Origin of the sequence: Myroides marinus, from assembly GCF_900109075.1 — a bacterium.
GTDB lineage: Bacteria > Bacteroidota > Bacteroidia > Flavobacteriales > Flavobacteriaceae > Flavobacterium > Flavobacterium marinum_A.
The window spans coordinates 13,809-34,523 of sequence record NZ_FNYS01000002.1 but is presented as its reverse complement, the minus strand read 5'-3'; the positions used below and the strand labels follow the sequence as shown (position 1 = coordinate 34,523).

Here is a 20,715-nt window from a genome sequence, read left to right as displayed (position 1 = left end):
TGCTCATCATCATTGTATAAACTGTATTCATTTTTTCTTCTTTGTTTTCGTTGGTACAAATATCCCAAATAATTTTTGGAATAAACAAAATAAAAGTGACTTTTTTTAAAGTTTTAAATAAAAGTCTTTTACAAGTGCTTGAAATTCTGGTGTATACTGGTGCCTTTCTATTTCGATAATTAACTCGTCTAATGGTATTTGTTCTACTAATTGACGTGAAAAAGCAATTAAACTGCGCTTGATTTCAGCTTGTTCATTCCCTCGAACGCGAGTTACTTTGAATGGATAGATACCAAACTCAGCAGCTAAACGTATCATTGTATCTTCTTCTTTAGCTGGAATAATAACACTAAATACACCTTTCTCTGACAAGAAATACTCTACAGCCTCAATTAATAAATCAAAAGGCATAGCATCCTGAAAGCGAGCCGTGTCTCTCTGTTTATCATTCGTGTGGTAATCTTCACTATAAAACGGTGGGTTAGATATAATCAAGTCATATTCTTCTTCCATCTCATTGGCAAAAGTCTCTAAGTCGGCATGATAGCAGAATAGTCTATCTCCCCATGGACTGCTCTCAAAGTTTTCTACTGCTTGCTCATGTGCATGCTCATCTATCTCTACACCATCTATCTGCTCTGCCCCTGTGCGCTGAGCCATCATAAGTGCTAAAAGTCCTGTACCAGAGCCAATGTCTAATACACTGTAAGGATTGTTGTCTACAGGAGTCCACGCACCTAATAGTACCCCATCTGTACCTACCTTCATCGCACACTTATCCTGCTGTATAGTGAATTGTTTAAATTGAAACATATTGCTTATTCTTTTTTACAAAAGTACAAAAAGGAGGGTTAGTGACCTAGTATGATACTGAACAACCATGTCCTAATCTACTTCTAGTGTTATGCTAGAAATATGTTGTTCTATGATATTTTGGAATTTAGATAAGTTTTTAAGTGTGGAAATCTTCTTATGAATGATTGTTTTATCTAATAAAGCTAACTTTTTGGTATATATGTATGCTTTCGTTATTGGAGGTTTTAGTGGGGTAGTGAGATCATCATTGTCAAATTCAATACCGAATGAACCTCCTATGTGTTGTGTAGTAATCATCATTATGAGGTAATCATTACTTTTATTGACACTACTGTTGGATATTATAAGAGCAGGTCTGACTTTGAACCCTGTTAGGTCTGTGAAAGGGAATTTAACGAGTACTAAATCACGCTGCTTATACTCCATGATGCTTTATTAATAACTCATCCAGTATTCATCTTCTTCTATATCCCATTCTTTAGAGAAAGTATCAGAAGAGAGTGCAGTTATATTATGTTCTAAGTCTGACTGTGATAGTGTAGTTTCTAATATCAAATCTTCATTAAACACGCTCTCTACAGAAGAAGAAATATCTCTCTGTGAAGAATCCTGTAGTAAGGAACTAGCTTTTCTATTTGTGATGTTTAATGTCATTTGATAACTTAATTAAATGCTCTGCAAAGGTAAGTAAAAAAATAAGAAGCTGTAATATAGAATGTTACAATAGTTAAATATAACGTTCTATATTACAGTTTAATACCTTAAAAATCTCGTTCAATGGGGTTCTCAGTATCACCAACTTTTTTATTGAAGTAATCAGCCATTCCTTTGCTTAGAGTTGTCCCTTTTTCTTCCATAAGCTGAGTATATGTCTTACTTGCGGCTGTCTTACGTGCTTTAGTAGTTTGTGCCTTAGTATATTTTTCGTATTTCTCATCTGCTAGTATATCCCATATAATAGTTACTTTCTGACTGTCTACTAACTCGAAGACGAAGTGATTCTCACTATCCCAGGCTTTGACTACAAATCCTGGTAAGTTGACGAATTTGTAGGGACCACTCTGTACTGGGATGTCTTGAGTAAAGAGTACCGTCCATTGTCTCCCTCCATAGGTAGTAGTAGCCTCTTGTACCTTATAGTCATTCCATTGTTTGACCTCAGGGAGTATCGTCCACTTGATGCTATTTTTGTCTTCCTCATAATAGCTTAAGTCTAGACCTATCTTATCATAGAATGTAGTATTCTTATCTCCTGTATAAACCGTCCATTTAAATGAAGATTGATTATTCTTCTCAGGCATATCTGTCTTTAGTGAAGCCAAGTACTCATAGTTCTTCAAATCAGTAAAGCGAGTCTCTTTATCTCTTACATCTAGAATAGCTGCTCCATCTCTTACTACCTTAGCTGAGCCATTAGCGATGCTCGTTTTGTAGTTATATCTCATGACCTCTACGTCTTTACTCTGGGCTAGAGAAGTAGCTGTGATTAGCAGCATGAATAAGTACTTTTTCATTATATATTTTTTAGTGTTTTTTTAAAAATCTCGTTCTATAGGATTCTGAAGTTTACCTATAGTTATATTATAGCGGTTAGTGTGTTCCTTTCCTGCGCTAATACCTCTCTCTTCGAAAAGTTGATTATATGTTTTATTAGCTGTTGTCTTTCTTGCTTTTAGTGTCTGTTCTCTTGTGTATTTTACATACTTCTTATCTGTTAGGATGCCCCAGTTAGTTGTAGTCATCTTACTTGTAAGAAATTCAAAGACAAAGTGATTTTCACTGTCCCATGCCTTAACTACAAACCCTGGTAAATTGACAAACTTATAAGGTCCACTCTGTAAAGGTATTTCTTGGGTAAACCATACTGTCCACTCTCTCCCTCCATAGTTAGCAGTAGCCTCTTGTACCTTATAGTCATTCCACTGTTTTATTTCTGGTAGGATAGTCCATTTGATGGTATTCTTATCTTCTTCAGAGTAACTGTTGTCTAGACCTATGGTTTCATAGAAAGCAATGTTGTTTTGCTTTGTCAGCACGATCCAGTTAATAGATGGAGATGTTCCAGGTTGTGGTTTTTCTATAGGGGTAGCTTGAGTGTATTCATACTTTTTTAAATTCATAAATCGCGATTCAGTATTATAAATATCTAGAATAGCAATCCCTGATTTTATCATCTTTCCTTTGTCATTAGATATTTCTACCTGATATTCATACCTCATGACCTCTACGTCTTTATTCTGGGCTAGAGAAGTAGCTGTGATTAGCAGCATGAATAAGTACTTTTTCATTATATATTTTTTAGAAGTCTCGTTCAATAGGGTTTTGTACTGTTTTTTTCTTTGCTTTTAGTTCAGGAGGACCATTCTGTATAGTTATTCCTTTTTCACTTAGACTTTGTTCATACGTTTTGTTAGCATCTATATGACGCGCTTTATTAACTTGGTCTTTAGAGATCTGTTCATATTTTTCTAATTCTACAATGTCCCATATAGTCTCTGCTTTCTGACTGTGTAGAAGCTCGAATGTATAGTGATTCTCACTGTCCCATGCTTTGACTACAAGGCCTGGTAAGTTGACGAATTTATATGGGCCACTCTGTAAAGGTATTTCTTGAGTAAATAATACTGTCCACTCTCTCCCGCCATAGGTAGTAGTAGCTTCTTGTACCTTATAGTCATTCCACTGTTTTACTTCTGGTAGGATGGTCCACTTGATAGTGTTTTTATCCTCGCTATAGAAATTCTTTAAATCTCCTATTGTACTGTAGAAGTAAGTCTTCGCGTTATCTGTGTAGACAATCCAATTGAAACCTTTTCCAAAATTATGCGCAATTTCTAGTTTCTTTTCTTTTGAGTTGTTAGGATTGATTTTAGATTCCATCAGATGGTATCTATTGTAGTTCATAAATCTTGATTGATCACCATTGATATCTAATATAGCCTCCACAGTAGAAGTCTGATCAGATTTGTGAATTTCTGCTACTGTAGTCAGGGTATAGTTGTATCGCGTTACCTGTATTTTTTTTTGTTCTTGGGCTAGTGCAGTTGTAGTTGTGATTAGTAGAGCTAGTACTAAATTTTTTATCATTATAGTTGTTTTTTGGTTATTTGGTTTAGTAATGATAGTAATAAATTATGAATTTAACACGTTATATATTAGTGATTTGTAAAAATTAATTAGATATGAATAGCTTTAATTCTAGAGAAAACAGACCAACTGAGAATAATAATGAACCCCAAAAGAAGAGTAATACACTACTTACTATTGTATGTGGAGTCATTGCCTTAGCTCTATTCGGATGGTATACAGCTATGTAATCACTGAGCAAGAGAAACAGAAAAAACGTGCGGAGGAGTTAGAAGAACTAATCTTAAATCAATCTAAAAATGCTAAATAATGATTCTGATTTAATAGATGAATACTGGATATTAGAGGTAAGCTTATAATTCAGGAAACTACCCTAGAAGATACAAAGCTCCAGAAGAAGATGTTATTTGGAGTTAGGATATTTGGGATTAGGATAACTCCCACACCTTGTACAACCTCATCAATTCCTTAAAACTTCGGATATGGATAAATGTAGCAGGACTATTATTGATTAGTGCTATGTATTTGGGACTTTTTTTGGGAGCTTCGAATAAGATGTATTTGACCATCTTGATACTAAACTGACTCTTCGCACCATCTAAATTACCTGGACGATTATCCTTATGTGTTATACTCCTTTTGATATATCTGTACAATGCACCCATAGGAGAGAAGTCAAGCCAAATGATAGTAGTAGCATGAGCAAAGCGCTCAGGCATCAGATAACTATAGTTACCCTCTATCACCCAGTCTGTATGATTATCTAAGAAAGCCTGATGATCTGCAGCCATTAATTCTTTGTCTCTCGGTACCCAATCTGTGTTAGGGATATGAGCTATCTGATCTAAGTGTAATACATTTAGATTTAGTTTTTTGCCAAGAGCTTGTGCTAAGGTAGATTTACCAGACGAGCTAATACCAATAATACAGATGCGATTGCCAAGTTGGTCGATTGAAGTCATAGTTGGTAAAATTATAAAAAAAACCTCAAATCGATTGATTTGAGGTTTTCTATACTGTTTGGTGTGATTATCTACCTAAATAAATATCTAGTAATCCAACAGGAACATTAAGATAAAGCTTTTTGTTCTCTCTATCTACTTTGTGAATTAGCTCATCGATCATCGGTACTAATATCTCAGTACCATCTAGGTCTATTTCGAATAGAGGTTGGTAGTTACTATCATTCACTCTTTTTATTTTACCTATCGGACCTTCATTAGTATCTATTACCTCGAAGTCAGTGATTTCGTGGTAGTAGAACTTGTTTCCTTCCAATTTAGGAAGCATAGTCAGTGGTAGGTATATCTCTGAACCGATAATACGGTCAGCATCTTCTTCAGAGTCACATTCATCGAACTTAACTCTTAGGAAATCGCTTTTGTGTAATGAAGCTTCATTAATAAAAAAAGGAACCAGTTGTCCGTCGAAGTCGACGAATACTGATTCCAAGTTTTCGTATAACTCAGGTTCATCGGTGTCTAAATAAATAAGCACCTCCCCTTTAAAGCTAAATTTCTTCGCGATTTTGCCTAAATAGAAACAATCCTTTTTACGCATATCGCTAGAGAATTATGCTTGAGTTTCTTCGTTGCTTTCTTCAACTACTTCAGCAGCTTCTTCTACAGGAGCAGCAGTAGCAGCAGCAGCTTTAGCTTGAGCAGCAGCAGCACGTTTAGCGTTTACTTCTTTCTCAGCAGCTAATCTAGCAGCTTTGTCAGCAGCTTTGTTAGAAGATAATCCTTCTTTCTTAGCGTTGATTTTAGTAGCTTTCTCTTCTAACCAAGCAGCGAATTTCGCGTCAGCTTGCTCTTGAGTTAAAGCTCCTTTGTTAACTCCACCTTGTAAGTGGTGTTTTAACATTGCTCCTTTGTAAGAAAGTAATGTTCTAGCAGTATCTGTAGGTTGAGCACCGTTGAATAACCATTTAACAGCAGAATCAACATCTAATTCTACAGTTGCAGGGTTAGTGTTAGGATTGTAAGTTCCGATTTTCTCTAAGAATTTACCATCTCTTTTAGCACGTGCATCAGCAGCTACTACCCAGTAAAAAGGTTTTCCTTTTTTACCGTGTCTTTGTAATCTAATTTTTACAGACATAATTAATTTAATTAGTTGAGGTACCCGACCTCGTTAAAATTGAGGTGCAAAGATAGTATTTATTTTGATGTATATAGTTATTATCTTTATTTTTTTTGTTTCGTATCTGTTTGACTATCTGTGTGTTCTATATCAATGTTAAACAGACTTATTCATCTCTATTCCTTAGTAGATGGTTTGGGTACGAGTTTAGTACGGTTTGCAAAACAACCTCTCATCCCAAGTAAACACTAGTAATTACCGAACAGTATCAAAACAAAGATAAAATAAAATATTATTAGCATCTGTAAATCAGTTGTTTGTATTTTAATTCAATGAGCATTATATGTCAAAAAGTGCATATGAAGCCATTATCTCCAAAAGGGGGCAAATTTTAGTGAGGAATGGGTGTTTTATACATTGTCTCTGTTTGTTTACTGTCAATAAGTTGCATTAAAAAACAAAAAGTTAATTTTATATTAAAAAAAGGCTTTTTTGTGTCGGTGAAATACTATATTTTTGTAATCGCTGTTATTAAGAAAGATAGTTATAGAAATATGAAAAAGCTAATAGGTGCATTTTTACTGGTTTTAGGGTTAGGGTTTGTTGCGTGTGAGAACGAGACAAAGAATGGTGATCCTAGTATTATCGCTATGGTGAATAATGAGGAGTACACGATAAAGACTAATGCAAGTGGAATGAAATTCGAAACTTGGAGGCCAAATTATAATGAGTTAAAAGTAGCTAATGAAAATGTGTTCTTTATGAAGGCAGAGACAGATACTACTATGTTTGCTTTACGTGTTCCTTATACTTTATTTGAGAATCAGCCAGTGAGAAGTTTTGAATTTGGCGATGTAGTACAAGCAACTGAGGATAATAAAAATGTAGCTTTTGCTCAATATATTGTATACGACAAAAAAAGTAAAACTCAATTAGCTGTGTATAGAACAGCGGCAAGTATTAGCAATAGTGGTATCTTTAGTTATGCTGATGATAAGAAACAAGTGCCTGGTACTGTGACTGCAGAGTTCTTCGCTAATATGCAGAAAGAAAAGCCAGAAGGGTATGATAAACTTACCACTAAGCAAAAAGAGTACTATGAGAAATTACAGCCTATGAAATCATTTCAAGATGGGGTAATTTATATAATGCCTGTTTCTGCTGGTAAATAGTATATAATTACAATTGTGAATAATGCTTCTCTGAAGAGAAGGTGAGATATATTAAGACTACTCTGATAAAGGGTGGTCTTTTTTTTGTACATAACAATAAGGTAATGCGTGATGCGTTAAGCGTGATGACGTTACCAATAACCAAATATCAAGAGCCGTCAACCGAAAACTGATTACTGTAAACCGATTACTATATTCTGAAAGTTTTGTAACTTTGTTTTTTGATCTATTCTACCTTATTTAAGGCTAAAATTCATATAACCAAGTATGTACTTAATTTTTGATACCGAAACTACGGGACTTCCTAAGAGTTGGCAGGCGCCCATAACCGATACTGATAACTGGCCTCGATGTATACAGATCGCGTGGCAGTTACACGATGAGTATGGTAGGCTGATAGAGCATCAAGATTATTTGATCAAACCTGAGGGATTTAATATTCCTTATGATGCTGAGCGTATACATGGTATTTCTACAGAACTAGCAGAGCAGGATGGTATTTCTCTAATGGAAGCGTTAGAGAAGTTTAATATCGCGCTGTCTAAATCTAAGTTTATCGTCGGTCAGAATGCTGGGTTTGACGTGAACATCATGGGATGTGAGTTTTATCGAAAAGGGGTGAGTAGCCCTATGGCTGAGATGCCTGTGCTAGATACGTGTACAGAGGTAACGGCTGAGATGCTTAAATTACCTGGAGGTAGAGGAGGTAGATTTAAACTACCTACACTGACAGAGTTACATACATTCTTATTTGGTGAGTCATTCGCAGAGGCACATAATGCTACTGCTGACGTGGAGGCTACTACACGCTGTTTCTTAGAATTGATCAAGCATGGTACATTCTCTACTCAGGAGTTACAACAGGACGAGGAGTACATCGTGCGTTATAGAGAGGCTAATCCTGAACCATTTAAACTTATTGGTCTTAAGCATATCAACTTAAAAAAGGCGTCTGAAGAAATCCGCAAACGTTTAGCTAAGCTTGATGGAGGTGCTTCTGAGGAGGTATCTGATCACGAGAAGGAGTTGCTAGATCAGGCTAAGTTCGCTCACTTACACGTGCATACTCAATTCTCTATATTACAGTCTACTATCGCTATTAATAATCTAGTGAAGAAGGCTGGTGACTGTGATATGTCTGCTGTAGCGATGACAGATCACGGTAATATGATGGGGGCATTCCACTTCGTGATGGCTGTGAATAACCATAACAAGGGAATAGAAGCTAAGAATAAAGAACGTGCTGAGAATGGTGAAGAGCCACTGCAGACACTTACACCTATCGTAGGATGTGAGTTTTTTATCTGTGAGAATCACACTGATAAATCAAAAAAAGACAATGGATATCAAGTAGTATTACTTGCTAAAAATAAACATGGGTATCACAACTTAGCTAAGATGGCTTCTATCGCTTATACAGACGGGTTCTACTATGTGCCTCGTATTGATAAGAAGGTGGTGGAGCAGTATAAGGAGGATATCATGGTACTGACTGGTAACTTATATGGTGAGGTGCCAGGAAAGATATTAAACGTAGGAGAGCGCCAAGCTGAAGAAGCCTTAGTGTGGTGGAAAGAGCAGTTCGGTGAGGACTTATACGTAGAGTTAATGCGACATAATCAGGAGGATGAGAATCGCGTAAACAAGGCATTAATAGAGCTAGCACGTAAGCATAATGTGAAGCTAATAGCGACTAATAATGCGTATTATTTAGATAAAAAGGATGCGAATGCACACGACATTTTGTTATGTGTGAAGGATGGTGAGAAACAGTCTACACCTATCGGTAGAGGTAGGGGATATAGATACGGACTGCCTAATCAGGAGTACTACTTTAAGTCTACTGATGAGATGAAAGAGCTGTTCGAGGACTTACCTGATGCGATATATAATATACAGGAGATAGTAGATAAGGTAGAGCCATTCGTGCTGCACCGAGATGTATTGCTTCCTAAGTTTGATATTCCTGAAGAGTTCCAAGATGCTCGAGATTTAGAAGGTGATGGAACCGGGAAAAGAGGAGAGAATAACTTCTTAAAATTCCTTACTTATAAAGGAGCTGAGGCTAGATACCCTGAGGTTACAGATGATATACGTGAACGTCTAGACTTTGAGCTAGCAACTATCGAGAGAACTGGATATCCGGGTTACTTCTTGATTGTACAAGACTTTATCGCGGCAGCTCGAGAGATGGGGGTATCAGTAGGGCCTGGACGTGGATCTGCTGCAGGGTCTGCAGTAGCATATTGTCTTGGGATTACGAATCTAGATCCGATCGAGTATGATTTGCTTTTTGAGCGTTTTCTTAACCCTGACCGTGTATCGATGCCCGATATTGATATTGACTTCGATGATGAAGGACGAGGTCGGGTGATGGAATATGTAATCAATAAGTATGGGGCTAATCAGGTGGCTCAGATTATTACTTATGGTAAGATGGCGACTAAGTCGGCTATTAGAGATACGGCTAGGGTGTTAGACTTACCGCTATTTGAGGCGGATAGGATAGCTAAGCTTATCCCTGGTATGATGCCGTCTAAGTGGAATCTAAATCGATTCTTAACGGAGGATGAGAATGCTGTAAAAGCAGTGCTTCGCTCTGAGGAATTTGATAAAGTAAAAGAATTAATCGCACTAGCACAAGATGGTTCGCTAGCTGCAGAAACGATACAACAGGCGAAGATACTAGAGGGGTCTATGCGTAATACAGGTATTCATGCCTGTGGGGTAATCATTACTCCAGATGATATTACGAAGTTCGTACCAGTAACACTAGCTAAGGATTCAGACTTATATGTGACCCAGTTTGACAACTCGGTAGCTGAGAGTGCTGGTCTGCTGAAGATGGACTTCTTAGGGTTAAAAACGTTGACCCTGATTAAGGATACTATTAAGTTAGTGAAGTACCGTACAGGTATTGATATAGATCCAGATAAGATTCCTATCGACGATGTAAAGACGTATGAATTGTTCCAGAGAGGTGAGACGATAGGGGTGTTTCAGTACGAGTCTGCTGGTATGCAGAAGTATATGCGTGAGCTGAAACCAACGGTATTCGCCGATCTGATAGCGATGAATGCACTGTATCGTCCAGGGCCGTTAGAGTATATTCCTTCGTTTATTCGCCGTAAGAATGGTGAGGAGCCTATCGTATATGACTTAGATGCCTGTGAGGAGTACTTACAGGAGACTTATGGTATTACGGTATATCAGGAGCAGGTAATGCTTTTGTCACAGAAGTTGGCTGGCTTTACTAAAGGTGAGGCCGATGTACTGCGTAAGGCGATGGGTAAAAAGCAAAAGGATGTACTGGATAAGATGAAGCCAAAGTTCGTAGAACAGGCTTCTGCTAAGGGACATGATGAGACTACATTAGAGAAGATCTGGAAAGACTGGGAAGCTTTTGCTTCGTATGCGTTTAACAAGTCTCACTCGACGTGTTATGCGTGGATCGCATACCAGACTGCTTATCTAAAGGCTCACTATCCTGCAGAATATATGGCTGCTGTACTGTCTAATAATATGAATGATATCAAGCAGGTTACATTCTTTATGGAGGAGTGTAAGCGTATGGGACTTCAGGTATTGGGACCAGATGTGAATGAGTCATTCTATAAATTTACAGTAAACGATAACTATGAGATTCGCTTCGGTATGGGAGCTATCAAAGGTGTAGGGCAAGGTGCTGTAAATACTATCGTAGAGAATAGAAAGGATGGATTGTACACTTCTGTATTTGATTTAGCGAAGCGTATTGATTTGAGATCTGCAAATAAGAAGGCATTTGAGAATTTGGCTTTAGCTGGAGGTTTTGATTGTTTTAAAAATACGCATAGAGCACAGTATTTTCATATGGATCCTAGTGATAATGGGGTGTTCTTAGAAAAGGCTATACGCTATGGAGCGAAGTCTCAAGAGAATGATAATTCATCTCAGTTTAGCTTGTTCGGAGAGAGTAGTGAGGTGCAAATAGCAGAGCCGTTATTGCCTATCTGTGAGGAATGGAGTACGATGGAGAAGCTAGCAAAAGAGAAAGAGGTAGTAGGTATTTATATTTCAGGACATCCATTAGATGACTTTAAATTTGAAATGAGATATTTCTGTAATGTGAAGGTAGAGGAACTAGTGGATTTAACACCGTTCACAGGGCGTAATCTGATGTTCGGAGGTATGATTAGTGATGTGCAGTTCCGTACTTCGGCTAAGGGGAAGGATTGGGCTATGTTTAGAGTAGAGGGATATGATGAGAGCTTTGAGTTCCGTATGTTTAATGAAGAGTTCTTGAAGTTTAGACATTTCTTACTAAATAATACTTTTGTGTATGTGAAGATACTCGTGAAAGAGGGTTGGGTGAATAAGGATACAGGGGAGAAGAGTGAACCTCGTATACAGTTTATAGAAATGAAGCTATTACACGAAGTGATACCTACTTTCGCTAAGAAGCTGACAGTGGTTATGAATGTAAAAGATGTTGCTTCTAGACAGGCGGAGTTGATTAAGGATGCGTTTAGTCGTTATCAAGGAGATAGCTTTGTCAACTTTGAATTGTTAGAGATAGAACGTATAGTAAAAGAAACTACTACGAGTATGCCTAGACTGCGAGTAGATGAGGATGACGAGGAGACTGGAGGGGATAACTTCGAGATGGATGAAGCGATAGCTGTAGATGTACCTGAGTTTAGAGTTGTCAATAGAGTAGAGTTTTCTAGCCGTAATAGTAGGGTGAATATCACTGCTGAACTATTAGAGGAATTAGAAGCGTTACAAGTAGATTTTAAATTAAACTAGTAAAAGTGATACTTTTTGATAATGGATTAATAGATAAAAATAATTCCATGTATATAATAAAGTATAATAATTTTATTAAGTTTGTTGATATAATATAAAAAGCAAAGAATAATGGCATTAGAAATAACAGATGCTACTTTCGAGGAAGTAGTATTAAAATCAGACAAACCCGTAGTGGTTGACTTTTGGGCAGTATGGTGTGGACCTTGTAAAATGTTAGGGCCAGTAATCGAAGAGATCAGCTCAGAGTATGAAGGTAAAGCAGTAGTAGGTAAGGTAGATGTTGATGCTAACCAAGAATTCGCTGCTAAATTTGGAATTAGAAACATTCCTACAGTATTAGTGTTCAAAGATGGAGAAGTAGTACAACGTCAAGTTGGTGTTGCTCCTAAGAAGACTTATGTAGACTTCATCGAAGGATTATTATAATCCACGAGATATATAGTATTAAGGAAGACTCTCAGTAATGAGGGTCTTTTTTTGTTTATATCTATACTATATTAATGAAGCGTCCCAATAGTTGTGACCATAATAGACTATAAGTAGGCATTAGTGATCATAAAAACCATAGTTGGGAATAAAGAATGTGTGAGTAAGTAATTTTGTTTTCGAATTATAGTTCATACGTTCTTTGACATATTGTAGTTAAATCCACGTTTAATAGTAGTCTGATACTGCTGGTAAATTATACTATATAGCTCTTTTATTTTCTTTAATACTGTACTGTAGTATGGTTTTTTTATAAATGTAGAGCTATTTTGGAAGTAATTTAGCTATTCGTCTCTTGTTGAATTGGGGTTAAATTAGGAGAGAAAGATGGTGGGAACCTCTTTAAAGTTATTTTTTTGGAGTGAAGTTAGGCTTCATTCGTCGTTTTTTAGTTCAAAAAAAGGTATTGTTTTTATGTTATGACGTTCTTTTGGTCATAAAAATTGTAAGGATTCTATCTTTTTTCGGATTGTGTATAGGTCTTTTTTGAGTTAAAACTGTTTTTTATGAAGTGAAGTTGGGAAATAAATGACAGGTTTTACTTAATATTGACTGATGAGAAGCCTAAATTTTGCTGGGATTAACGGTGTTTTTATGCATTTAGTAAGGCAATGCAAGAGAAGGGATAAAAAAAATGAAAAAAAGTTTAAGTTTTATGTTGTTGATTTTCAGTTTTATCAAAAAACGAGTAGATAAAAGTTTGATTTTTTTTAAATGAAGGTTTGGAACTTTTGAAAATGGTTGTATATTTGCATCGCATTAAAGCAATAACGACGAAGGTTTGGTAGTTCAGTTGGTTAGAATACATGCCTGTCACGCATGGGGTCGCGGGTTCGAGTCCCGTCCAGACCGCCAGTTAAAAGGAGCCTCTCACAACGTGGGACGGCTTTTTTTGCCCTCTACTTTTTCGTGGTAGAGTTGGAAAATTTAGTTGTGTTGTTAAGTGCGAAAGCACTAAAGGTTTAGTAGTTAGACCAATGAAAAGCTTTCCTAGTGCGGGAGAGCTTTTTTTAATCAACTATTGAGTTTTAAAGTAACACATAGAAAGCATAGAATATTGGTTTGGTAGTTCAGTTGGTTAGAATACATGCCTGTCACGCATGGGGTCGCGGGTTCGAGTCCCGTCCAGACCGCCAATAAAAAAGAGCCTCTCATGAAGTTGGGAGGTTTTTTTTGGCCTCTAAAAGTTTATTGATAGAGGTACTAAAATTTAGTTGTGTTGTTAAGTGCGAAAGCACTAAAGGTTTAGTAGTTAGACCAATGAAAAGCTTTCCTAGTGCGGGAGAGCTTTTTTATTTTTATCTATATTGTTCTCTTCTCTGATATTTAAAGTATCGGAGAATCATCTGTAGAATTCCATTTTTAATATAGTCATCTTCAACAAATACATAGTCCATATAGATATATCCAGATATAGGAGTCTTAACGTAAGGTGTACATGGTGTGAAACCACATGCCTTGTAAGTAGAATTAGGACCTTCTAGGGATTTATGTGTAGTCAAGTATAGTGTGCGATAACCTGTATGCTTAGCAAAGCTTTTGGCCTGTAGACAAAGTTGCATACCTATACCTAAACCTTGGAAGTTAGGTCTAATGAATAAATTTCCTAGTTCGCAGTTGTAATCTGTCAATCTTGTAATTGTAATACAACCTGCAATTTGATTATTTGCTTTAGCAACGTATAATGTACCTCTAGGGGCTGTGTAGAGCATGCTAATCTCTTCATTTTGATTATGAATATTTATATCTGTACCTAGTGCTCTTCTGTGCTCTGTAAGCAATAATTCGATTTCAGATGTTATAGTATGTATCTGCGTAATCTCTATGTGCATGATGTGTTAATAATAAGTGTACACAAGGTATAAAAAAAGGACTACCATAATGATAGTCCTTTATATTATTTAGCTTAACTCTTTCTTGTATATAATCATACGTTGTCCTAAGGCTCTCTATTTGTTATTACCAATCTTAGTTGTTGGACTGACAGTGGAGAGTAATGAATGTTTAGTGGATCAGAGCGGCTATTTGTCCAGCAATTGACCTCGTATTGACTAATCAATGTCCTATAAAACAGTTTTTGGACTATGTATGCACAGTTGCTTGTTTTAGTTTGTTTTATACACTGTAAGGTTCTTAGCTGTAAAGTATGCTGGAGTATTAACTCCCCATTGGCCTTTATCAGATGAATCGATATAGAATACAAGGTGTTTTACTTTACCTAGTTTCTCTAGGTTTACTTTTTGCCAATTCATATTTACATTACCTTTTTCTTTTCTATAATCAATAAGGTAGTGCTCAATAGGAGCAGTTGTAACTGTGTTGTTCTCATCTAGTCCATAGATAATAACTTTAAAGAAGTCTCCTTTCTCGAATTTTTTAGCAAATTGGTCTCCTCTTTCGGTAGAGTGATATGTATAAGGGCTAAGAGCTAATTCTATAGACTGAGGAGTTGTAGAGTCGGTTAAAGTAGCTACTGTGTTAGCCCCGTCAAGCTTTATAGGATCTCCAATCTTTAGTCCATTAGGCAAACCTTGTGTATTTGCAACTAAGAAAGGTGCACTATTGTCAGCCATAGTACCATACATATAAGTAGGGAACTTGTCTTTATGGTCTGTCTTATCTGTGCTGTTAGATACTGTGAATCCGTTCCAATATTTGCTTTCTCCAAAAGTGTTTACAGTATGTTTAAAAATAAATGAAGTAACAGCTAGAGGTGTATTTTCTGTAAAAGTTTCTTTCCAAATTTTCCCATCTTTAGTATCTAATGTCAATGGAACTGATGATAAATCAAGAGTAGTTCTTTCTTGGTAGATAGTACTGTTGTCATCACTAGAACAACTAGTGAATGTAGTAGCAGTAAGTAGTGTAAGCCCTAGTACGAATGAGGTGCTTAATCTTAAGAATTGTTTTTTCATAGTAATTGTCAGAATTAGTGAAAAAAGACAGCATTATAGCTGTCTTTTAATGTTTAGTTTTTATCTATTTTGTCTACTGTTAGACCATCCATACAGAAATAAACTGCGGTATTAGGACCATAGTCACCTGCATCCGTTGTTTCCATTTGGAATACTAAATAACTAACTTCTCCTAATGATGATAAGTCTACTTTATTCCAGTCTTTAGACATTATTAGTTTATCTCCTCTAAAGTCTGCTAAATAATGTGTTACTGGCTTAGGATTGATTTTATTATTCTTATCAACTCCATAGATCATAACTTTAAAGTAATCTCCTTTTTCAAATTTTCTTGCAAATGAATCACCTGTTAGATTTCCATAATATGGCCAAGGGTGATTAGAGATGTTTATATCGACAGCTTTGTAACTGTCTTTTCCATTACCAATCTTTATCCAGTTAGAGTATTGTTTTTCATTAAATGTGCCAGCTGTCGCTTGCCAATCTTTCATGTAGTATGACCAGTATCCTATAATAAAAGGGCTACCTTCTCCTTTTAGTCCACCTTTAGCCATTGAGCCCCATTGATTTTCTATAAAACCAGCAGAACCATCTTGATTATAGTTTTTATCGTCGTTTACATTTGATACAGTAAAACCATCCCAAGTAGCAGGATATTCAGATGTGTGAGAGAAAGTAAATATTTGATGTTGTAGTAAGACTTTATCAGTGTATGTTTTACTCCATATCTTTCCTCCTTGTGCATTAAGACCATCAGTTAAGTTGAAAGTTGATAAATCTAATGTTACATAGTTGTAGTTATAGCTCTTACTAACGATTACGTTATAAGTATAGTATCTATATGAACTACCATTTTGTTCTGATAGTACTAGGTTATATGTACCAGGTGTATTAAATGTATATTTTAATACTTGTTGTGTAGAAAGTACTTGTTGAGTAGCATTATTAATCCATCTATAAGAAGCTCCATTATTGTTTAGTTTTGGATCAATAGTAACTTCGTCAAAAGTAACAGACTCTACGTTACCACTAAATGTAGGTATTGAATATGGAACATTATCATCATTAGAACAGCTTGTGAAAACAGTAGCTGTTAATAAGGTAAGCCCTAAAAATAGTATAGAGCTAAATTTTAAAAGGTGTTTTTTCATAATATATTGGTGTTAATTAAGTTGCGTTATCTGGTAGGAACTTTGAATTTAGCTTTGTGTAGGTCTATTACTCCAGATACTTCTGTAGATGTTTCTCCTAACCATCCAGCCTCTTGATCCATAGCTGTATAAACTTTGATAAAATCAACTCCTGGTAGTTGTACAGATTTACCATTTTTATCTACTGCCCAGTTAATATCTATAGCAGCATCTATGTGACTATTAACTTGATTGTCAACATAACCATATTCGTATTCTGGAAGTATCCAATATGTTCCATTACCACTAGTATCAGTTGCATTATTTGGTAATTTGGCTCCTTTAAACGTTAATGAAGTTTCTTTTATCCAAAGAGGATAGTAGCTTTGGTCATGGAATCTGTTTTTAGGTTTGTAACCCTTATCTCCTTGATTATTTTTGTATTCAATGTAATTGTCGAAATCACCTTTTTTAGCATCTAGATCAGCAGAAGGTTTGTAGAATGTCATTTCATAGTTGTGAATAGTTTTAGCGTTACTATATTCACTTCCTTTAATTTCGTACCATTCATCTTCGTCAGGTTTTCCGTTTTTGTTTTTATCATGAGCGACCATGATAATACCTGGTTCAGAACTGTTTTTGAAAGCATTACCTAATACAATAAAATCTCTTCTACCGTCTACGTTTTTAATTGTTTGATCGAATCCCATAACGATGTATCCTCCAAAACCTCCTAAAGAAACCATTGATAGTTTATTACCAGAGATAGCTTTTAAAGCTTTTTGGTTCATTATTTCTTGCGTATCACCCTCTTCGTATTTAGGTAGCTCATTAACGAATTGACCTGGTGCTGGTCGAAAATCTAGTACTTTAGTAACATCACTATAAGTATAAGAAATCGAGTCAACAAGTTCTTCTGCTGCTGGAGAATCGTCACTAGAACAGCTATAAAAAGTAATAGCCGAAAGACATAGAGTAGCTAATAAGCTTAACCTTAATTTGGTTGTTTTCATATTTAGTTATTGGTTTATTTTTTAATAAATGCTATATGGGCAGGAATATTACCGCCTGTAGTTTTCCACTTTAGTATTCCTTCTGGAGAGTAGCAATAGACAAAACCTGTTCCGACATAATCTTGAGCATCTGTCATAAAGATTTCTTTAGTTTCAGGATTTACAGCAATACCGTAAGGTATTTGGATCTGTTTATCTGTACCGTCTTTAATAATATTATTAGTAATGATTTGCTTAGTTAATGTGTTTAGTATACCGTAGCTTACTGTGTTACCACCTGTATTGTGTTTAAATGAAGTAGCGTAGTAATATATCTTATCGTCATCCATTGTCATATTAGAGACTGGTATGTCTAGCTTTTGTTTTACTTTATCAGTATTAGAATCTATCACATATAGATTAGGTTCAGTATTATAATAATCACCTCTAGATGATACATATATGTCACCTGCTTTATCTATCTGCATACGGTGTAAGTTAATAGCTACATCAATCTTCTTGGTTTCTGTAAATGATGGTATGTCTATCACAGAAACTGTAGTATCATAGTTAGGTACACGGTAACCTCCAGAGTTAGCCACATAAAGTTTATTACCTTTAATAACCATTTCTTCAGGTTGATAACCCACAGTTACTCTTCTTGTAACTTCTAGGGATAATGTGTCAATCTCTGCTACGAATCCACGTTCTGCATTAGGGTTTATTTCTACCTTACCTGAGTAAGAACTAACATAAGCTTTACCATCTTTAAATGCGAGGTAGCGACAGTTAGGTACGTGTATTTGTTTAATATGTTTGCCAGTCTGCACATCGAATACTTCTACGAAGTTAGATACATTGATTGTCGCATAGACTTTTGTTCCATATATCTTGATATCATTTCCTACATCCCCTAGTTCTTTTGTAATATGAGGATTGCGTTCAGAAAACACATCTCTGGTATAAAGACCTGTTTGGTATTCGAACATATCAATAGAAGCTCTATTCATTCCCATATTACCTTCGTTTAGTAGGTAGAAACCACTAAATCGCTCGGTAGGAACTGGTATAGATACTTGTGAACTATCGGATAAGAATATCATTTCATCCTTACGACAACTGTTTAGTGTCAATAAGGCTATAAGTATAAAGAGTATATTATTTAGTCTCATATGTCAAAGCTTAAGGTAAAACGGAAGTTGCGTCCAGGCATAGGGAAGTTGCTTACTACTTCATAGTATTGGTTAGCGATATTATTAGCTTCTACGCTAACTCTAAACTTGTACTGTTGCCATTTAAAGTTTTTAAGCAATGACACATCATGTGTATACCAAGGCTGAATCTCATTGCGTTTAATATTGTTCTTATTACCATTATAACGCTCGCCTACGTAGATGAAACTGTAGTTAAGAGACCAATCTTTATAATCAAGACTTACAATAGAAGATCCTGAGTGCCATGGAGCATATGGTATCTGATCTCCATAATAGGAAGGTTTACCATATAGTGTTTCACTTTTATCTTTAGCAATAGTGTGTTCATAAGTTAGGTTAACACCTAATTTTAAATCATCAAGTAGATTAACTGTTGTACCTAAGTTAGTCTCTATACCATAGTTTTCTACCTTACCTAAGTTCGTCATCATCCATCTCATCATACTAGATGTAGGAGTAGCTATAATCTTATCAGTAATATTAGCATAGTATGACTCTACAGATAAGTGTACTTCATCGATTAGTGAATTACTGAACTGCTTGTTATAGGTAAAACCTAAGTTGACTTGTCTAGAAGCCTCAGGTTTTAGATTTGCAGTTCCTAATTGTGTATAGTATAGATCGTTGAAAGTAGGTAGTCTATAGATGTACTTATAAAATGAGTGAATGATAAAGTTCTCGTTATCCCAAGGCTTATAGCTTAAGAACACAGAAGGAGCCCAAAACTGTCTATCAGGAGCTTCATAATTATAGCGAACTTTCTCTTTAGTGAATGTACCCAAGATATTAGCTTGTGCCTTTACTTTCCCAAGATTAACAGATGTAGCAAGAGAAGTTAAGAATGTATAACGTTCAGGATAAGAGAACAAAGTACCCTGTCCTTTACGAGTTGCGTTTAGTTTGTTGTACTGAAGGTCAGTAGCTAGTGATACATCCCATATATCAGTAATCTTATATAGATGTGCAGCTGATATGTAATACTCTTGTTGGTAATAAGTATTGTCAAACTGAGGATTGTAAGTCACCTCCTCTCCTTCGAAGGCAACTGTCTTACGAGATAAGTAATGCATCTGATCATACGCATATTTACCTTTCAGTTGGAACTGGTATTTGTCAGAAACAAATCTAGTCCACTCTCCTTGAGCCATAAAGTTCTTGTCACTTTGACGTTCATTTATGTTCTCTGTTTCTAGTGTGATATCACTCTTCTTAATTACAGCTCCTGGTAATCCTCTATCAGATTGATAGTAGTATAGATTCGCTTGCCAAGTATCTTTGTCTGTTTTACCAAACCAAGTATTCTCTATACGATATGCTTCGATATCACTATTTTGTCTGTGGCCTATAGTATCATAAGCTACAGAGCCATCTATATTATGGCGTTTTTGTCTAAACTTATAATCCCCATTAGAGTACATATATTCAGCACTTATAGAAGTACTGACATTATCTGAGACTTTAATATCTGTACGTACAGAAGGATTGACTAATTGTATAGAACCTGCTTTATATTTTGCAGATACATTGATGTCTTTACCTTCTTCGAAGATTGGTTTCTTAGTTTGTAAATAAACAGTAGATGCAGAAGCAAACTCTTTTGCAGATTGGAATATAGCACTTCGTTGTCCGTTGTATAGTTTTACTGTTTCTATATTGTCTAAGGAGAACTTACCTAAGTCTACGATACCGTTTTGAGCATTACCTACCTGTACACCATTATAGAATACACCTACGTGATGCGTACCCATATTACGGACGTCCACGGTCTTAAGCCCACCCATACCACCGTAATCCTTTATCTTAACTCCTGCGAAGTATCTTAGTGCATCTGCAACACTATAACTATTTAAGCGTTGAAGTTTAGCGCCGTCTAAAGTTTGAACAGGGATTAGGTCTTTAAATACTTCTTTCTGTATCACTATCTCTTTAAGAGAGGTAATGCTATCTTTATGCGTCTGAGCATGGATAGTACTAGATGTAATACATAACAGCGTGGTTAGCGCTAGTAATTTTGTCTTTGTCATAATAGT

At 35.9% G+C, this 20,715-nt stretch carries 19 protein-coding genes and 2 tRNA genes; 6 read left to right on the top strand and 15 right to left on the bottom strand.

Going from position 1 to position 20,715, the window contains the following annotated elements; translation table 11 throughout:
• Positions 1–105 precede the first annotated feature (105 nt).
• The 6 genes from BMX53_RS02505 to BMX53_RS02480 form a co-directional block, all read right to left on the bottom strand.
• Positions 106–813 carry a tRNA1(Val) (adenine(37)-N6)-methyltransferase gene (locus tag BMX53_RS02505; protein WP_074744457.1) on the bottom strand — a complete coding sequence of 236 codons (708 nt, stop codon included), beginning with the start codon at positions 811–813 and terminating at the stop codon, positions 106–108.
• Positions 814–885: 72 nt separating this feature from the next.
• Entirely contained in the window at positions 886–1,242 is a 357-nt protein-coding gene (locus BMX53_RS02500) for a type II toxin-antitoxin system PemK/MazF family toxin (protein ID WP_074744455.1), read from the bottom strand.
• A 9-nt stretch (positions 1,243–1,251) separates the two neighbouring features.
• Entirely contained in the window at positions 1,252–1,470 is a 219-nt protein-coding gene (locus BMX53_RS02495; RefSeq protein WP_074744453.1) for a hypothetical protein, read from the bottom strand.
• Between the two features lie 107 nt (positions 1,471–1,577).
• Positions 1,578–2,330, bottom strand: a complete 753-nt coding sequence (locus BMX53_RS02490; RefSeq protein ID WP_074744451.1) for a GLPGLI family protein — start codon at positions 2,328–2,330, stop codon at positions 1,578–1,580.
• Between the two features lie 21 nt (positions 2,331–2,351).
• Positions 2,352–3,104, bottom strand: coding sequence for a GLPGLI family protein (locus tag BMX53_RS02485; RefSeq protein WP_074744449.1), 753 nt, complete (start codon positions 3,102–3,104; stop codon positions 2,352–2,354).
• A 10-nt stretch (positions 3,105–3,114) separates the two neighbouring features.
• Complete coding sequence (locus tag BMX53_RS02480) at positions 3,115–3,903, bottom strand: GLPGLI family protein (RefSeq protein ID WP_038987204.1); 789 nt, start codon at positions 3,901–3,903, stop codon at positions 3,115–3,117.
• Between the two features lie 95 nt (positions 3,904–3,998).
• Between BMX53_RS02480 and BMX53_RS19370 the strand changes: the two genes are divergently transcribed.
• Positions 3,999–4,133, top strand: coding sequence for a hypothetical protein (locus BMX53_RS19370; protein ID WP_262492896.1), 135 nt, complete (start codon positions 3,999–4,001; stop codon positions 4,131–4,133).
• A 198-nt stretch (positions 4,134–4,331) separates the two neighbouring features.
• Here BMX53_RS19370 and BMX53_RS02475 read toward each other — a convergent pair whose 3' ends face one another.
• The 3 genes from BMX53_RS02475 to BMX53_RS02465 form a co-directional block, all read right to left on the bottom strand.
• Entirely contained in the window at positions 4,332–4,865 is a 534-nt protein-coding gene (locus tag BMX53_RS02475; protein WP_074744447.1) for a P-loop NTPase family protein, read from the bottom strand.
• A 67-nt stretch (positions 4,866–4,932) separates the two neighbouring features.
• On the bottom strand, positions 4,933–5,463 hold the full coding sequence (rimM, locus tag BMX53_RS02470) for a ribosome maturation factor RimM (RefSeq protein WP_074744445.1): 531 nt from the start codon (positions 5,461–5,463) through the stop codon (positions 4,933–4,935).
• 12 nt (positions 5,464–5,475) lie between these two features.
• On the bottom strand, positions 5,476–6,003 hold the full coding sequence (locus tag BMX53_RS02465) for a 30S ribosomal protein S16 (RefSeq protein WP_074744443.1): 528 nt from the start codon (positions 6,001–6,003) through the stop codon (positions 5,476–5,478).
• A gap of 536 nt (positions 6,004–6,539) precedes the next feature.
• On the opposite strand from BMX53_RS02465, the gene BMX53_RS02460 reads away from it, so the two are divergent.
• From BMX53_RS02460 to BMX53_RS02440, 5 genes are all read left to right on the top strand, one after another.
• A complete protein-coding gene (locus tag BMX53_RS02460; RefSeq protein ID WP_074744441.1) occupies positions 6,540–7,157 on the top strand; it encodes a hypothetical protein in 618 nt (205 codons plus the stop codon).
• Between the two features lie 267 nt (positions 7,158–7,424).
• Positions 7,425–11,945, top strand: coding sequence for a DNA polymerase III subunit alpha (gene dnaE, locus BMX53_RS02455; RefSeq protein WP_074744439.1), 4,521 nt, complete (start codon positions 7,425–7,427; stop codon positions 11,943–11,945).
• Positions 11,946–12,056: 111 nt separating this feature from the next.
• Entirely contained in the window at positions 12,057–12,374 is a 318-nt protein-coding gene (gene trxA / locus BMX53_RS02450; RefSeq protein WP_006257591.1) for a thioredoxin, read from the top strand.
• Positions 12,375–13,212: 838 nt separating this feature from the next.
• Positions 13,213–13,289 (top strand) — tRNA-Asp (locus BMX53_RS02445).
• 204 nt (positions 13,290–13,493) lie between these two features.
• Positions 13,494–13,570: transfer RNA gene (locus BMX53_RS02440), tRNA-Asp, on the top strand.
• Between the two features lie 162 nt (positions 13,571–13,732).
• On the opposite strand, the gene BMX53_RS02435 is transcribed toward BMX53_RS02440, so the two are convergent.
• From BMX53_RS02435 to BMX53_RS02410, 6 genes are all read right to left on the bottom strand, one after another.
• Complete coding sequence (locus BMX53_RS02435) at positions 13,733–14,266, bottom strand: GNAT family N-acetyltransferase (RefSeq protein WP_074744437.1); 534 nt, start codon at positions 14,264–14,266, stop codon at positions 13,733–13,735.
• Between the two features lie 273 nt (positions 14,267–14,539).
• Positions 14,540–15,349: a DUF4465 domain-containing protein gene (locus tag BMX53_RS02430; protein WP_074744435.1), complete on the bottom strand. Its 810-nt coding sequence runs from the start codon at positions 15,347–15,349 to the stop codon at positions 14,540–14,542.
• Positions 15,350–15,402: 53 nt separating this feature from the next.
• The gene (locus BMX53_RS02425; RefSeq protein WP_074744433.1) at positions 15,403–16,500 is read right to left on the bottom strand and encodes a DUF4465 domain-containing protein; all 1,098 of its coding nucleotides are present in this window, start codon (positions 16,498–16,500) and stop codon (positions 15,403–15,405) included.
• 26 nt (positions 16,501–16,526) lie between these two features.
• The gene (locus BMX53_RS02420) at positions 16,527–17,492 is read right to left on the bottom strand and encodes a PKD domain-containing protein (RefSeq protein WP_074744431.1); all 966 of its coding nucleotides are present in this window, start codon (positions 17,490–17,492) and stop codon (positions 16,527–16,529) included.
• Between the two features lie 14 nt (positions 17,493–17,506).
• Positions 17,507–18,643 (bottom strand): YncE family protein, encoded by a 1,137-nt coding sequence (locus BMX53_RS02415; protein WP_074744429.1) that lies wholly within the window; start codon positions 18,641–18,643, stop codon positions 17,507–17,509.
• Positions 18,640–20,709: a TonB-dependent receptor gene (locus BMX53_RS02410; RefSeq protein ID WP_074744427.1), complete on the bottom strand. Its 2,070-nt coding sequence runs from the start codon at positions 20,707–20,709 to the stop codon at positions 18,640–18,642. The genes BMX53_RS02415 and BMX53_RS02410 overlap by 4 nt, the downstream gene beginning before the upstream one ends.
• Positions 20,710–20,715: the final 6 nt, after the last annotated feature.

Excerpts from the sequence above, each read along its gene's own strand:
- BMX53_RS02505 (WP_074744457.1), bottom strand. The coding sequence starts at position 813 with ATGTTTCAATTTAAACAATTCACTATACAGCAGGATAAGTGTGCGATG.
- trxA (WP_006257591.1), top strand. The coding sequence starts at position 12,057 with ATGGCATTAGAAATAACAGATGCTACTTTCGAGGAAGTAGTATTAAAA.
- BMX53_RS02465 (WP_074744443.1), bottom strand. The coding sequence starts at position 6,003 with ATGTCTGTAAAAATTAGATTACAAAGACACGGTAAAAAAGGAAAACCT.
- BMX53_RS02490 (WP_074744451.1), bottom strand. The coding sequence starts at position 2,330 with ATGAAAAAGTACTTATTCATGCTGCTAATCACAGCTACTTCTCTAGCC.
- BMX53_RS02410 (WP_074744427.1), bottom strand. The coding sequence starts at position 20,709 with ATGACAAAGACAAAATTACTAGCGCTAACCACGCTGTTATGTATTACA.
- BMX53_RS02500 (WP_074744455.1), bottom strand. The coding sequence starts at position 1,242 with ATGGAGTATAAGCAGCGTGATTTAGTACTCGTTAAATTCCCTTTCACA.
- BMX53_RS02430 (WP_074744435.1), bottom strand. The coding sequence starts at position 15,349 with ATGAAAAAACAATTCTTAAGATTAAGCACCTCATTCGTACTAGGGCTT.
- BMX53_RS19370 (WP_262492896.1), top strand. The coding sequence starts at position 3,999 with ATGAATAGCTTTAATTCTAGAGAAAACAGACCAACTGAGAATAATAAT.
- BMX53_RS02435 (WP_074744437.1), bottom strand. The coding sequence starts at position 14,266 with ATGCACATAGAGATTACGCAGATACATACTATAACATCTGAAATCGAA.
- BMX53_RS02475 (WP_074744447.1), bottom strand. The coding sequence starts at position 4,865 with ATGACTTCAATCGACCAACTTGGCAATCGCATCTGTATTATTGGTATT.
- BMX53_RS02480 (WP_038987204.1), bottom strand. The coding sequence starts at position 3,903 with ATGATAAAAAATTTAGTACTAGCTCTACTAATCACAACTACAACTGCA.
- dnaE (WP_074744439.1), top strand. The coding sequence starts at position 7,425 with ATGTACTTAATTTTTGATACCGAAACTACGGGACTTCCTAAGAGTTGG.
- BMX53_RS02485 (WP_074744449.1), bottom strand. The coding sequence starts at position 3,104 with ATGAAAAAGTACTTATTCATGCTGCTAATCACAGCTACTTCTCTAGCC.
- BMX53_RS02495 (WP_074744453.1), bottom strand. The coding sequence starts at position 1,470 with ATGACATTAAACATCACAAATAGAAAAGCTAGTTCCTTACTACAGGAT.
- BMX53_RS02425 (WP_074744433.1), bottom strand. The coding sequence starts at position 16,500 with ATGAAAAAACACCTTTTAAAATTTAGCTCTATACTATTTTTAGGGCTT.
- BMX53_RS02415 (WP_074744429.1), bottom strand. The coding sequence starts at position 18,643 with ATGAGACTAAATAATATACTCTTTATACTTATAGCCTTATTGACACTA.
- BMX53_RS02420 (WP_074744431.1), bottom strand. The coding sequence starts at position 17,492 with ATGAAAACAACCAAATTAAGGTTAAGCTTATTAGCTACTCTATGTCTT.
- rimM (WP_074744445.1), bottom strand. The coding sequence starts at position 5,463 with ATGCGTAAAAAGGATTGTTTCTATTTAGGCAAAATCGCGAAGAAATTT.
- BMX53_RS02460 (WP_074744441.1), top strand. The coding sequence starts at position 6,540 with ATGAAAAAGCTAATAGGTGCATTTTTACTGGTTTTAGGGTTAGGGTTT.